Genomic DNA, 13,769 nt, shown 5'->3' on the forward strand with positions numbered 1-13,769 from the left:
GCAAGGGAGTTGATGCACCGGCACTCCGTGCCGGTGCATGCGAATTGCTCCGCAATTCGCACAGAATTCGCTCCGCGAATTCCCAAAAGCGCAGCTAGGTGTGCGAGGTGCGTTCCGACTCAATCGGGAAACTGACTTAGACTCAGGAATCCTATCCTAAACGGGCTTGAGGGATTAAATGCCTGTAACATTTAGTTCTGACTATCGCTAACTTCCCCTCAGTTTCCATATTTCTAAATGGATTTGAGAATGCGCCGCTCACATCTATTTCCAACAACCAATTCCTACAGTGCACACCGAGCCCAACTACGCCCCCGCCAAAGGCTCCGCCGCCGCTCCTCCGCTGCACAGGCGCGGCGGCGGAGCCGACGCGCGATAGGAGCCCAAGCCGCGCCCCGATCCCCGAGGCTGCCTCTTGACCGCCCCGCCCCCATTCCGACTCTCTTTCAATCGGTGCGGGATAGGTGGCAGTAGAGGGGATGTCAACGGCCGACCAGGGGCAGGCGCATAGCCTGAGCAGGGGTGATGGCTGGGATGTGGGATGCGTTCCGTAGTAGTTGGCGCAGGGGACGGCGCAGTAGAGGGCGTGTTGTTTGATACGTGGGTTGGTGCAGGGTGATGCTCGGTCAGGTTGCGTTTTCCCTGTTCGCAGGGGTTGTGATCATGAGTAGGACTATCTAGTATCGAATTAGCAAGTTGCTCCGGGTGACGCCGGAGCAGCCACGCCGAACACGAAGGGAAGCCCCGTAATGGAGGCAGCATCCGCAGTGCAGCTGATCAATCAGCTGGTCTACAAGCCGGGTTGGACGATCGACGCCGACGACCACACCCACCGGTTCGAGGGCACGGTGAAGGTCAGGTTCACATTCCCCGCGCACAGGTCAGAACGGCATCTGGCGCCGGAAGGCTACCCGGAGGAAATCACCACGTACGCCGAATTCCCCATCGTGGTTGCGGACTGCGACGATGTGGAGCTGTACCGCCGAATTCTCGGCAAGGTCATGGAGATTGAGCTGCACGAGGCTCGTGAATTCCTTCGAGTGCGTCCGACGTATTGGGCCCCTTTCCATCCGCACCGCGTTGACGGCATGCAGCGGTGGGGGGACACGGCTGGAGATCTGCTTTACGGGATCTCGTAGCAGACACTTCCGGACGGGGGCCGCATTTCATCTGCGCCCCCGTTCGGGAGGCCAGGTCATAAGGCCCCACCCAGTCCTCCCGTGGGAGACGGCACCCGGTCAGTGAGGAAGTCATGAGCCTGAACGTCATCATTCTGCTTGTCGCCGTAGTGGCTTGCTACGCGTACGGCAAGGGCCGTGCCCGAGGCCAGAGCGAGAACATCGCGAGGGCGGTTGCTCGGTTCTTCGAGAAGAAGTAGCCGCGCCCTGGGTGAACGTACACGTTCGCCCAGGGGTGCCGGGTGGCCACGCGTGGCCACCCGGCACCAGGCCGCTTTGGGGCCGGCAAGGTCGTCGGGCGCCGGCGCCGGCCCCATCCGGCCGGGACGAGGCCATGGGGGAACACGGGCCGCCTCCCTTCTCCCCCGGGCATGCCCACGTCTGTCGATCCGATGGCCGACCGGCGCAGCGCGCTCGGAACGCCCACCGCCCCACCGCCCCACCGCCGTCAGTTGCGAATGATGTGCGGGGCTTGCTTTCTCCCGATTTTATATCTAGTATCGAAATACATCGGGTGACGCCGATGGAACGCCGAACAACACGAAGGGAGCCCTTGTGGCTCACGAAACCAACCCGATCACTATGCCCGCCGCGGTGAAGGGCACGCGCAACGCATCCTTTGAGGACCTGACCCAGATCCTGGAGCGGGACCAGGACGCCAAGGTCGACTTGGTGGCACCTGCCTCTGCAGTCACCGCAGTTGGGGGCAGCCTCACCGTGACTGGTGTGGATCCGGTGCTGACGCCCTGCGGCGTGACACGCGCCGATGGCGCCTACCGTCCCACCGCCGTAGCCGATGAAGGGATCGCCGAGAAGCTGAAGATCCCTACCGCCTACCTGCGCCGGATGCGCACCGAAGCAGTCGACCTGTACGACCTCAACGTCAATGGGTGGCTGCAGAAGGACCCTACTCGCCGCTTCCTGCTGCGCGCCTTCAAAGGCGAGCCAGGCGTCCTGCGTGCGTGGCTTTCCGACGGCTACAAGATCATTGACCATCTGGACATGCTCACCGCCGTACTGTCGGGCATCCGGGAGTCGGGGCACCCTGTCAAGATCACGGGTGCGGACCTCACGGAGCGGCGCATGATCGTTCGTGTGGAGTCCGAACACGTGGCGGCTCTTGCTCCCGAGCTGCTGCGCGGGTACCGGTCGCCGTTCACCGGGCAGACGGGCGATCAGCTGCCCCTTGTCTCGGCCGGATTCGTGCTCACCAACAGCGAGGTGGGCAGCAGCAGATACGCGATCACACCCCGCATCGTCGTGCAGGTGTGCGGCAACGGTATGACGATCACAAAGGATGCGTTCGGCAAGGTGCACCTCGGTGCGCGGATGACCGAGGGGATCGTCGAGTTCTCGCAGGACACCCAGGAGAAGAATCTAGCGCTGATCACCGCTCAGACGCGTGACGCCGTCGCCACGTTCATGAACCGCGACTACGTCGAGCGGAAGCTGGCCGACATCCAGCGCGAGGCAGGCCGCGAGATCACCAGCCCGGCCGAGACCATGGAACTGGTGGCAAAACAGCTGCGATTCTCCGACAGTGTGCGCGACTCCGTGTTCAGCCACTTCATCAGGGGTGGTCAGACCACGGCAGGCGGGATCATGCAGGCCGTCACCGCGACCGCGCAGACCCTCGAAGACGGGGATGCCGCTTACGAGTTGGAGACGCAGGCCCTTTCCGCCATGGCGATCGCCGCAGCCGCATAGCCGTCAGCAAGCCCCGGCGGGAGCGCGGCGGCCTCCCGCTGCCGCCGGAACGGCAGCCTGTGGCCGGCACTCAGGTGCCGGCCACAGGCGCCCGGACCGGAACCCGCAGGGCTTGACTCCCAAGCATTTATTATCTAGTATCGAAATTAAGAGTTGAGGGGTGACGCCCTTGACCATCGCCGAAGCCACACGAGGGGAAACGCCTGATGGGCGCCAAGAACCTTTCATCCAGCCAGGCTCGGGACCGCCTGGCGCCGGTCACCGCACACGCCGTGGACACCGTCACCGATCTGATGCAGACGGCAGGCCCCGGAAGGCACCTGATCACCACAGTTGTCCGTCCGAGCAACGCGGAGCCCGTCACTGCCTTCGCCTGGTTCGACGTCATCGGGGAAGGCGCCGACGCTCTGTGGAGCGGTGTCTATGCCGATGCGGCCGCAGTGGCAGAAGTCGTGGCCCTCGCCTTCGTCGTCGACAAGGGCAGCGTGGTGCTCGGCACAACATCCCCGACAGGTGAGCACTCCGTACGCGGCTGGGTGGTCGACGGCCATACGCTCCGGCCCCTCACGGCCGAACAGGTCCGCCACGCCTTCCACGAGACGCTGGGGCCGAACACGCCTTCCATCACCTATCAGACGGCCTTTCCAGTTCCGTCAGCCGCACCGGCGTAGCGCCCAGTCCAGCGGCCCGGTGTCCTCCCCCACACCCGGCCGCTCCCCGGGGCCGCCGCCCCGCTGCCCGTCCTGGGCGGCGGCCCCCCAAAGCCCCGTCAGGGGCTGAACGGAACGTCCCCCATAGCCGACACTGACCCGATACCGATCACCGGCGAGAACGCCGTCGCGCATGCCATCGCCGCCGCCATCCACGACATCACCAACCAGGGCTTGCCGGGCCACGGCCACGAGGTCGTCAACCAGCGGCTGACCCGGCCCGCCCCGGTCGTTCGCGCCTCGGTCGCCTACAACGAGGCCCGCAGCACCGGCAAGAGCGATCGCGAAGCCGTCCGCGACGCCGCAATCGAACTCGTCAGGCACTACCGCATCCAGCACCACCTCTGACCGCCACCCGATGACTGGCCAACCCTGCCCAGCGTCACGCCGGGACTGACCAGACCAGCCGGCCAAGCGTCTCCCCCGCGTCTATCCGCTCCCAGGGGGGCGCCCCGAACCCGGCACCGGACGGCGGCCGACCCTCAAGGGCCCGTAGCTCAGTGGCAGAGCCAGCGCCTTAAAAGCGCAGCGTGTCGCCGGTTCGAATCCGGCCGGGTCCACCCACACACCGCCCCCCAGCCGCCCCACGACGGAGGAAACATGACCGCCGACCACGACCAGCCGACCGCCCCCAACACCGCGCCGAAGGGCAGCGGACGCGCCCGCGCACAGGAAGTGATCCAGTTCGTCATCGCTGAGAAGCAGCTCGCGGACCTGGACGTCGACATCGACTTCGAGGCCCTCGCCGGGCTCGACGACATGTCCGACGACGAGGCCGCAGCGCTGATCGACGAGACGATGAGGCGAATCCTGTTCACCTGACCAGTGGCCGGGGCTTTCCATCCCGCGCCGCCCCGGCCCGCACAACTCACCGCCGAGGTGCTGTAGCTCAGTTGGTAGAGCGCCGGTCTTATAAGCCGTCGAGGTCGTGGGTTCGAGTCCCACCAGCACTACGCAGCCCCCAGCCTCCGTGACACCGCCGGATGCAAACTTCCCAAGCCCCCGGTGGCCGGACATGCGACCCGCGCCACAGCGCACCGACTCGCTTCCGGCCGCCGGGCCTCATCGGGCATCACCGTCCGCGTCCGCCGACACCACCGGCCCCGACGCCGTTCCCGCTTCGGCTGCGGGCGCGGCCAATCCGGCCAGCTCGTCACTGGCCGACGCTCCGCCGCCGGGACGCCCACAACCGGCGCGGCGGCGGATCCGCCCACCGCCCCCATGTCCCCCTCGACCGACGGGAGCCCTGATTTGTGACCGCCGACATCCTCACCATCGACACACTGTGCGGGACCGTGCGCGCCACCGCCCAGTCCCGAGGCAAGGACAGCGTCGTGTACGCCCTGGCGGGCACGCTGCGCGGCTGCGTGCACGTGACTGGCACCCATCATCCGCGCCACTGGGACCAGTTCACCGCCCTGCGTGTGAGTCTCGGGTCCGTCAACGCCATGGAAGCAACCGCGCCGGCGGAGTCGCTGCCGCGCAGGCGCGGCAGCGCGACGGGCTACACCGGTGGTCTGGTGCGGTGGACAGACGCCCATTACCCGTACCAGCACACCACGACGACTCCTGTGGAGTCGACGGCCGGTAGAGACCCTTCCCCCGCAACGGGCGAGGCCCTCACCCTGGTCATGCGTGCCTGCGCCGAGGACGTCGCTCACCGCCCCCAGCTTCACCGCCTGCTGGACGCCTCCCGCGAGCGTGAGACCCCCGGCCTGCTGCGCTTCCTCACCTGGTCCATGCGTCGAGGCGAGGCTGAGGCAGCATGCTTCGAGCGCAAGGCTCAGACCCTCCGCCGTGACGCCCGCACCGCCGTCTCCGGCTGGTGGACAGCGGCCCGGTGGCTCACCGCCCGGCCGCACCCGATCCTGGCCCTGGTGTTGATGAACTACCCTGGATCGCTCGCGCACCGCGCCGACTACCTGCCCGGATACGCCGAGTACGCCGAGCGCGCGGCCCACGAGGAACGTGATCGCGTCGGTCGACTCCGCACCGAGATCGCGTCCCTGCGCGCCCAGCAGCGGCCGCGCCGACGAACCCACCGCCCCGCCCGGCAGCACCCCGCTGTCGATACCCCGTTGGCCCCGCCCAACAGGAACCATCCGGCATGAGCAGCACTCTGCGTCCGTGGAGTCTCGAGGACTTCGACGCCACGTGCGCGACCCGCGGCACACCGCCCGGCAGCTTCTGCCATCCATGGTGCACGAGCGGCTACACCGCGGCCGACGCACGTCGCGAGGCCGAGGCCAGGGACGTGCGGAGCAATCAGTGACCGCCCTCGGCGCCCCATCCGCTGAACCACCCGCGGCCTCCAGGGAATACCCGACCCACCATTCTTGTTAATCTAGTATCGAATCTATCGAAGTGGCGTTCGGGCAGGCGCCGAATCCGCACGAAGGGAAGTCCCATGGGCTACGACATGTACCTCGTACGCTCCCCGGAAGGAGAGGACGCAGCGTACGAGGCGGCCAGCAGGGCGTTCGACGCGGCTGTGAAGCACCGCGACGGCCTCAGTCTTTCGTATGACCACCCGGAGCACCGGGCCGCCCAGGAGTCGGTCACCAGGGCCTACGACGCCATGGAGGCGGTCCGCACGACGCACTTCCACCTGACGACCTGGGCGATGAGTGAGTGCCGGGCGCTCATGGACCACTTCGGCATGCTGGTTACCGCCCAGCCACCTTGCCGCCCCGCGCCCGAGGCCCACAAGACCGCCTGCGGGCAGACCGTCCTCACCCCAGCAGGAAACACGGCTGCGGTACAGCTCGAGCAGTACCACCAGGCCCTTGAGGAGCGGCTGTCCTGGGCCCCTCCGCAGCCCGAGGGCATCGCGGCCCACAAGCTCGGCGGCGACGAGGGCTGGACCGTCACTCCCGGTGAGATCCATGCCGCTCTCGCGGCATACGCAACCAGCAGAGCCGCGGACCCAGCGCTTCTTTCCGAGGTCATCGAAGACGCCGACTGGTGGCCCGGATGGATCGACTATCTCAAGCACGCCGCCGACCACGGAGGGTTCCGCACCTACGGGCCTCCCGTGACCTGACGCGCCCCTCGGCGCGGGCCACAGACCGGCCTGGCCCGTTCCCTTCGTTTGGGGCCCGGCCGACCACGGCCCGGCCCGCGGCTGAGCCTCGTGCGGTCGCCCCGCGAACCGCACCCGCCCTCCCGCGTGCCGGGCCGACCGTCTCCTTTACAGCGAGCACGAGAAGGACCCCTCCCCCGAACCCCCTCCGCCCCGCTCCGCGCGCAAATTGTGCGTGGCCCCGCGATGCGACCGACCCGACATCATCGCCCTGACCCCCGGAGGAACATGAGGAAGGCACCGCCATGTCGTGTGCCGAAGACTCCACTTCTTTCCCACCGGCTGGCCCGACGTCCGCTATCGCGTCACCCGCCGCGCGACGAAGACGCTGGGGCTCGCCGATCACCTGCCGCGCCGCTTGCCTACACATCTGTTGACGCCACCGACGAGCCCGCCTGGACGACGCCCAGCGCAAGCGCGCTGACGCAAGGACGACCACCGCAACACGATCCGCGAGACAGCGCCCGCTCCCTGAACACAGCCACGCCCTCCCTGCGCCGAACCACACGAGACAGGAGTGACCCGTGCCCACCCTCTCCACCATCGGGTCCACGCTGGACGGCGCCGGCCGCCGCTCCCAGGACTGGAGGCCGTCATGACCGGCGAGACCATCATCACCATCACCGGAACCCTGGTCGCCGACCCCGAAATCCGGTTCACCGAACGGGCCACGCCCGTCGCCCGCTTCCGACTCGCATCAACACCACGGGTCTACGACCGCAGCACCGGCCAGTGGACCGACGGCGACTCACTGTTCATCACCTGCACGGTGTGGCGGCACGTGGCCGAGCACGTCTGCGAGTGCCTGCAGCGCGGCATGCACGTCATCGTCCAAGGCCGCCTGCGCCAGCGCACCTACACCGACCATGAAGGCATAAAGCGCATCGTGTTCGATCTCGACGCTGACGAGGTCGGGCTGAGCCTGCGTCACCACATCGCCTACACCGACAGCACCCTCCCGCCCAGGCCAGCCCAACCGCCCACACCCACATCACACCGAGCAGCACCTGCCGCAGCCAAGGGCGCACCGGAACACGAGCGACGAGCCCGACCGCAGCGACACCGTGGTTGGGCCCGCATCCGCTGACGCCCCTGCAAATCGCTGCATCCAGCAGCCGCGCTGACCCCGGCGCCGAAACCCGGCCCGCGGTCAGGGAGCAGCCGGTCCGCCTCGCCGTCGATATCCCATCCGGCTCCAACCGGCTCGCCAGCCCACCCCCGGACGGTAGTGGTTTTCGGGCGGATGAGCCCCGCGGCAACGTCAGTGCTCCCACGTCTCCGGTCCGCCGCCGCGCCATTCGATGAGCGCGGACCGGACCACGTCCATCTCGTCCCAGTCTTGCAGTCCGGCCTCCTGCACGAACGCCGCGATGTCCATGACGCCGTACGCGATCCCGACGAAGTGGTCGCCGATACGGACGCGTCGGCCGTCGTCCTCAGCGGGCGGGTACACGACCACGGGCGTCACGGAAGCCATACCGCCAGCCTCACCGGGGCGGAACCGGCCCGCATCCGGACCCATCCGTCCGGGCGACGACTCCGAATCACGGGCGAGGGCGTCAGGAAGCGGCGCTCTCACCCGTCGTCTGGCTGGAGCCGGGACACTCCAGCCAGACGACGAGAACTCCGCCGCCCCGCCCGGTGGCCCTGTTCAGCCGCCCATCTGCCGGGTGATCACCGCCGCCGTCACGTCTGCGAACACGTTCCGCGCCACCCCACCCGCCGCGCTCGCAAGCTCGCGGAGCCGACCGCGGCGTTCCTCGTCCGGCTCCTCATCGGCAGCAGCCTGCAAACGTCGTACCAGCTCGTCGACGAACTGCTCGGCCGTCGGCCACTGGCCCACCAGACGGCGCGCTTCGCCCGAAACCGAGTTCACGGTCCACGAATCAGGACCGCCCATACTCCGGCGCACGTCGATCAGGCCATCACTCTCAAGGGCGTACGCCGCCTTGGTCACTTCCTTGAGCTCCAAGTCCGTCGCCTCGGCGATATCACTGAGATACGGCCACGCGCTGCCTGCAGCATCGTCGAGGTACTTCACGATCGCGTCCAGAACCGGAAGGTCCCGGTCTGACCATGTGTTCTGCATGCCTTCGACGTTAGGCACTCCGGGGCCGTAGAGCGTGCCGACTTACCGCGGGCCGGGGGCCGTTGTCCGACCCACCTGTCATCCGCCCTCCCGACTCTGCCTGGAGGGAGGTGATGTGAGATGCCGAAGCAGGGCCCCGCCTCCCCGACCCCAACAGGGAGGCCGAGGCCCTGCGCCGCCGGCCAGTAGGCCCGCGCAGACTGACAGCGCCAGCACGTTCTGGGACGACTGTCTGGGGCTTTGCACGGCGGGTCAGCCCAGGGCGTCGATGGCCTTGAGGACCAGGGCGCGTGCGTCAGCCCCGTACACGGCCATGGAACGCAGCCGCTCAAACATCTCCAGATACTGGGCGATCTCACCGGGCTGCGTCACGCTCACCTCTGCCGACACCAACTCGACCGACACGAGCCGGTCGTCGTAGACGTGGAAGGTCTCCTCAGGCCAGTGCGTGCGCCGGGACGCCATCGGGACGATGCCGAGGGACACCGCGGGCAGTGCGCCGGCGGTGAGGAGATAGCCAAGCTGCGCGGCCATCGCGTCCGCCTCGGCGATCCGGTAGTGCAACACCGGCTCCTCGATGACCACGACGAACCGGTGCCCCTGCTCGTGAACGATCCGGGAACGCTCGATGCGTGCGCGGGCAGCCTCGGCACTGTCGTCGACCGGCAGGCCATGGACGTCTGCGGCGATCCCGAGGACGGCGAGCGCATAGCCCTCCGTCTGGAGCAGGCCGGGCACGAGGCCTGCGGAGTACAGGCGGTGGCACTCGGTCTCCCGGAAGGCCTTCGCTCGGCTTTCCTGGATGTGCCGTAGCCCGGCGCGGACCTGGTCGCGCCACTGCCGGTACATCGACTCGGCGTTGATGGACTGGACGACGAGGTCCTGCGCTTGGTCGTCGGTGTGGGTGGCGGCACACCATCTGCGGATGTCGTTGACCGACGGCCCGGTGAGGGCGTTCTCGATGCGGGAGGTCTTGGAGTAGTGCCAGCCGCACGCAGCAGCCAACTGCACGACCGTCAGGCCGGCTTCCTTGCGGAGGTCGCGCAGCCGGTGGGCGACGGCTTCACGGGCGGCCTGGGCCGAGGAGGACGGTGAGGCGGGCATGAGCTGGCTGCTGGTGCTTCCTGGTCAGTGAATCTCGTACTGGGCATGGGGCGTAGCTCGAGACCAGACGGCTTCGAAGGCTTCCGAGCACAGCTTGACGGCCGCGTGCTCCCCGGAGATCTCGTGCCCGACCATGGCGCCGTTGCCGGAGAAGTAGCCCCACCGGATCACGAGGTCGTCGAACAGCCAGAAGTCGTTGCCCGGCAGGGCGATATCGGACGCTCGGCGGCGGGGCAACCAGCGCACGTCCTCGCCGGCCTGGAGGTTGACGATGGTTGCGGCGTGCTCGTACCGGATGTAGTCGGAGACCGGCTCGGACACGATGCGCGCGCGGCGGACGACGACACCGCGGGCAACGGCCTGGGAGACGAGGTTGACCCAAGCAGCCCAGTCCGGCGAGGCCGGGTCCGTGTCGAGCTGGCCGGCCTCCAGCCACGCTCTGAAGTCGTCGGCTTCGTGGGCTACGCCGTAGTGGTCCCGCATCTCCAAATGCACGGCAGAACGCGTGCACTGGATCATCAGTTCAGCGATCGTCGGTTCGCTCGACGACATCACACGCCTCCCTGATCATCTGCACCATCCTGGCGGGGATCCGGATCACTGCTTCGTCGGCCGGGATGCCGACGGCGTGCCCTGGAACTTCGAACGCCGCGCACTCTGCTTCCAGTTCGGGAGTCGGCTTCCAGCCCTGGAAGACGAACTCTTGCTTCTCCTGGTCGACCCACACGGTGGGCGAGTCTGCCGTCTTCGTGTCGGGGTCGATTCCGATGAACCGTAGTGTCACGTCCTGCTCCGTCCACGTGATGTGCAGTTCTTTGCGCCACCGTCGTCCGTCCGGAGCGGTTGGTCAAGAGCGCGATTACGACACCTCCGCGGCTCATTTGCCACGCCTGCAAAGATCTGCACATCGCTGGTCGTGCTGCACCACACGCTCCTAGTTTCGGCAGATACGCAAAGCCCCGGCGAGGCGGTCACCTCCCGGGGTGTCGCCGACGCTTCCAGGGAGCGACGACATGGGGCACGCTACAGCCCAACCGCCCGCCACGGCAGGGGTCGACGAACGCCCGCCCGACGTCGCCACGATGCGCGCCACGGCGCGCCGTCTCCTCGGACCGGACGACGGACCCGACGCCCTCCCGCCGGCCGCGGACATCGACACCCTCACCCTCGCTCTCCGCGGCCATCTCGAGCTGATCCTCCCGGACGTCGAGCAGGCGGCCGGCCCGGACCCTGCGACGGTCAAGGCGTACTGCGCGCTCGCCTGCGTCGGCGAGGCCCGCAGAAAGCTGGCCATCACCCCGAACCCCGAGCTCGCCTCCCGCGTCGCCCACGCCCGCCGCCTGGCCCGCGTCCTACTCGCCCTGTGCGCCCACCACGACGAACTCGGCGGCCACCGCCCATGACAACGACGACCCCGGAGACCGAGGCCGCGTCACTATCCGCGGAATGCGCGCTGGCACAACGCCCCGCCTACCGCGGACTGCACGGCGACTGCCGCCAAACCAGAGACATTCCCCTCCCGCACGCCCGGGGCCTGCTGCTGCAGCGCCACTGCGGCTGCACCTGCCATCGACACAGCGGTGCGGCGTGAGGGCCCAGGTACGCGTCTGCAGGGCGTGCGACGAGCCGATCGAGGATCCAGACGATGCGGTGCTGGTGGACCACCAACGGATCTCACGAACCCCGGGAGCTGGCGCCCGGTGACCTAGCCTCAGGGGTGCGGCGGCCGTGCGTAGGTGCGTCCCCCGGCCGCCACCCAGACGCCCGCCCGTTCCTTGTACCCCCAAGGCTCTCCAGCCCCTTGACTAGCCCGTCGGCGGCCCTGATCCCGGCCCCGTACATGGTGTCGGCGACCGCCGAGCCGGCCGCGTTCGCAGACTTCTTCAGCTGAGACTGCATCTGGTTGAGCTGCTTCAGCTGGCCGCCCCGGCCAACGCGGCAACCGTGTCACGCCCTGATCCACCCCGGCTGAGGCCAACTGCTCGAGGAGGTCGGCGGACAGACCGCGCTTCTTCAGCGTCTGCAGCTGGTTGGAGAACGCCAGCGTCTTCGACAGCTGCGCGGACGTGCCGTTGACGACGTCCTGGCTGGTCAACCCGAAACCGCCTGCGGGAGGCATGGGTGACCACGCTGACGCCCTGCCCGCCGTCACGGCATCCAATCTCACCGCCCCCGTACGCTTTCCCCCTGGAGAAGCCGCTATGGCTCACCTTCCCCGCCATCGCCCGGCACCGTCCTGACCTCGTACGATCTGTTTGGATCGCAGCTGTCCGGCAGCGCAGGGCAGCATCTACACCCCACTTCCGCCCTCCCGGAGGGGGAAATCCAGATCCGCAGCTTGCCAACCGCAGCATTATATATCTAGTATCGAAACTTTAGGGTCGTCGGTGCAACCGCAGCGGCCCACCTAGATCGCGCAGCGAAAGGAGGCCACCACCGTGCGGGCTGACGGCACCCGCCAGACGCGCACCCACCACTGCCGGCGGTGGCCTCCTGCCCGCCCTGCGCGCAGTGCACCTCACGCGGCCCTTCGCCCCTCACCACGCCTTCCAGGAGGAAGACGATGACCGGCACCGACGAGAACGAGCTCCTGGACGCCAAGCAGATCCACGACGAGTTCGGGCTCAGCCCTTCGCGCCTGAGCGAGCTGTACCGGGACCGCGCCACGACCGGTTGCCCGGAGCCGGACGCGATCGAAGGCCGGCGGCGCCGGTGGAAGCGCGGCACGATCGGCGCCTTCCTGTCGGCCTACCGCGCTGCGAAGGCGTCACAGTCCTCCGTCCGCCACAGCCTGCTCACCGGCCCCCGTGACCGGTTGCTGTCGACGTCGGAGGTGGCCAAGGTCCTCGGCCACAAGCGGACGGTGACCCTGCTCGCCTGGCTGCAGGACCGGCCCGGATATTTCCCCGATCCCGATGTCGAGGAGACCACCGACGGTGGCCGTCTTCGCCGCTCCTGGTACCTGGGCACCATCGCCGACTGGATCGACCGGCGTCCCGGCCCGGGCAACACCCAGAGCAAGTCCCGCGCGCAGATGGCCGCTCCGGCGCAGGACGGAGACCCGGAGGAGCTGCTCGACACCAAGCAGGCCGCGCCCCTGCTCGGCTACAGCAGCCACCTGGAACTCAACCGGGCCATCGCCCGCGGTGTCCTGCCCGAGCTCGCCAGGCCGGACGATGTCCTGCGCAGCGACAGGGGTCTGACCAGCAACCGCTACAAGCGCCGGCGCATCGTCGCTCTCGCACGTGCCCGCCAGCAGGCCCCCGCCAGTTCCGAACTGGCCCAGCAGCGTATGGAGGCCGCCCTGCATGCCCTGCGCGCGGCCGCAGACCCGGGTGCCGTCACCATCGAGGTCCTGGCCGAGTCCCATCCCGGCCACGGCAGCGCCGTCGCATGGAAGAAGGCGATCGATGAGGCCCGCGCCACCCTGCAGGCAGACTGACACACAACGACGCAGGTGGCACCGCCCGGCCGCTATCCTGACGAGGTACGGCACCCGGCTGTGGGTTTCCTTCGTGTGACCCCGGCGGGCCGGGTGTGTCGGCCGGTGGCCGGGGGAGGCTGTCAACCTCCCACCGGGATCCTCGGATCCCGGGCCGGCCATCGCACTTTCCAGCTCTCAGCACTCCCCTGGTGAACCCATTTCGCCCTGCTCCAGCACGAAGGTGCTGGAGCAGCGGTGCAATGCCTCATCGCCAGCTCGACGGGCACCACTGCCGGATCAGTTGCCTTCAAGGTCCTCGGCGTAGGCGGCGGTGCGCTACCGGCTGTGAGGTCACTGCATGTGAACTCGTGGGGGTCGGCTCCGGGGAACTCAGTTCTCCTCTGCATGTCAGAGCCGATCGGTAGCCTCCCGGCAGAACTGCACGAGACGGACTGGGGATGGGGCGCATGGGAAC

General features: G+C 68.1%; 16 protein-coding genes and 2 tRNA genes. 13 read left to right on the forward strand and 5 right to left on the reverse strand.

The window, feature by feature from the left end:
* Window positions 1–749: 749 nt before the first annotated feature.
* From MKW14_RS40280 to ssb, 11 genes are all read left to right on the forward strand, one after another.
* Window positions 750–1,139 (forward strand): hypothetical protein, encoded by a 390-nt coding sequence (locus tag MKW14_RS40280; protein ID WP_240871632.1) that lies wholly within the window; start codon window positions 750–752, stop codon window positions 1,137–1,139.
* A 594-nt stretch (window positions 1,140–1,733) separates the two neighbouring features.
* On the forward strand, window positions 1,734–2,885 hold the full coding sequence (locus tag MKW14_RS40285) for a DUF932 domain-containing protein (protein WP_240871635.1): 1,152 nt from the start codon (window positions 1,734–1,736) through the stop codon (window positions 2,883–2,885).
* A 206-nt stretch (window positions 2,886–3,091) separates the two neighbouring features.
* Entirely contained in the window at window positions 3,092–3,556 is a 465-nt protein-coding gene (locus MKW14_RS40290; protein ID WP_240871638.1) for a hypothetical protein, read from the forward strand.
* 213 nt (window positions 3,557–3,769) lie between these two features.
* Window positions 3,770–3,943, forward strand: coding sequence for a hypothetical protein (locus tag MKW14_RS40295; RefSeq protein WP_240871640.1), 174 nt, complete (start codon window positions 3,770–3,772; stop codon window positions 3,941–3,943).
* Window positions 3,944–4,081: 138 nt separating this feature from the next.
* A tRNA-Leu gene (locus tag MKW14_RS40300) sits at window positions 4,082–4,155 on the forward strand.
* 40 nt (window positions 4,156–4,195) lie between these two features.
* Entirely contained in the window at window positions 4,196–4,417 is a 222-nt protein-coding gene (locus tag MKW14_RS40305; RefSeq protein WP_240871642.1) for a hypothetical protein, read from the forward strand.
* Window positions 4,418–4,473: 56 nt separating this feature from the next.
* Window positions 4,474–4,548: transfer RNA gene (locus MKW14_RS40310), tRNA-Ile, on the forward strand.
* Between the two features lie 300 nt (window positions 4,549–4,848).
* A complete protein-coding gene (locus MKW14_RS40315; protein WP_240871643.1) occupies window positions 4,849–5,706 on the forward strand; it encodes a hypothetical protein in 858 nt (285 codons plus the stop codon).
* On the forward strand, window positions 5,703–5,867 hold the full coding sequence (locus MKW14_RS40320; protein WP_240871644.1) for a hypothetical protein: 165 nt from the start codon (window positions 5,703–5,705) through the stop codon (window positions 5,865–5,867). Before MKW14_RS40315 ends, MKW14_RS40320 begins: the two co-directional genes overlap by 4 nt.
* Window positions 5,868–6,002: 135 nt before the next feature.
* Window positions 6,003–6,638, forward strand: coding sequence for a hypothetical protein (locus MKW14_RS40325; protein ID WP_240871645.1), 636 nt, complete (start codon window positions 6,003–6,005; stop codon window positions 6,636–6,638).
* A gap of 634 nt (window positions 6,639–7,272) precedes the next feature.
* Window positions 7,273–7,764, forward strand: coding sequence for a single-stranded DNA-binding protein (ssb, locus tag MKW14_RS40330; RefSeq protein WP_240871647.1), 492 nt, complete (start codon window positions 7,273–7,275; stop codon window positions 7,762–7,764).
* Between the two features lie 174 nt (window positions 7,765–7,938).
* Here ssb and MKW14_RS40335 read toward each other — a convergent pair whose 3' ends face one another.
* The 5 genes from MKW14_RS40335 to MKW14_RS40355 form a co-directional block, all read right to left on the reverse strand.
* Entirely contained in the window at window positions 7,939–8,154 is a 216-nt protein-coding gene (locus MKW14_RS40335; protein WP_240871649.1) for a hypothetical protein, read from the reverse strand.
* 174 nt (window positions 8,155–8,328) lie between these two features.
* On the reverse strand, window positions 8,329–8,766 hold the full coding sequence (locus tag MKW14_RS40340) for a hypothetical protein (protein WP_240871650.1): 438 nt from the start codon (window positions 8,764–8,766) through the stop codon (window positions 8,329–8,331).
* Window positions 8,767–9,018: 252 nt separating this feature from the next.
* Window positions 9,019–9,870, reverse strand: a complete 852-nt coding sequence (locus MKW14_RS40345) for a helix-turn-helix domain-containing protein (RefSeq protein ID WP_240871652.1) — start codon at window positions 9,868–9,870, stop codon at window positions 9,019–9,021.
* A gap of 24 nt (window positions 9,871–9,894) precedes the next feature.
* Entirely contained in the window at window positions 9,895–10,422 is a 528-nt protein-coding gene (locus tag MKW14_RS40350) for a DUF6879 family protein (RefSeq protein WP_240871655.1), read from the reverse strand.
* A complete protein-coding gene (locus tag MKW14_RS40355; RefSeq protein WP_240871660.1) occupies window positions 10,394–10,654 on the reverse strand; it encodes a hypothetical protein in 261 nt (86 codons plus the stop codon). The genes MKW14_RS40350 and MKW14_RS40355 overlap by 29 nt, the downstream gene beginning before the upstream one ends.
* A gap of 229 nt (window positions 10,655–10,883) precedes the next feature.
* Between MKW14_RS40355 and MKW14_RS40360 the strand changes: the two genes are divergently transcribed.
* Together MKW14_RS40360 and MKW14_RS40365 are read left to right on the forward strand one after the other, a co-directional pair.
* Window positions 10,884–11,273 carry a DUF6415 family natural product biosynthesis protein gene (locus MKW14_RS40360; protein ID WP_240871661.1) on the forward strand — a complete coding sequence of 130 codons (390 nt, stop codon included), beginning with the start codon at window positions 10,884–10,886 and terminating at the stop codon, window positions 11,271–11,273.
* 1,160 nt (window positions 11,274–12,433) lie between these two features.
* The gene (locus MKW14_RS40365; RefSeq protein ID WP_240871663.1) at window positions 12,434–13,312 is read left to right on the forward strand and encodes a hypothetical protein; all 879 of its coding nucleotides are present in this window, start codon (window positions 12,434–12,436) and stop codon (window positions 13,310–13,312) included.
* Window positions 13,313–13,769: the final 457 nt, after the last annotated feature.

The sequence above is a fragment of the Streptomyces gilvus genome (genome assembly GCF_022513565.1).
GTDB lineage: Bacteria > Actinomycetota > Actinomycetes > Streptomycetales > Streptomycetaceae > Streptomyces > Streptomyces gilvus.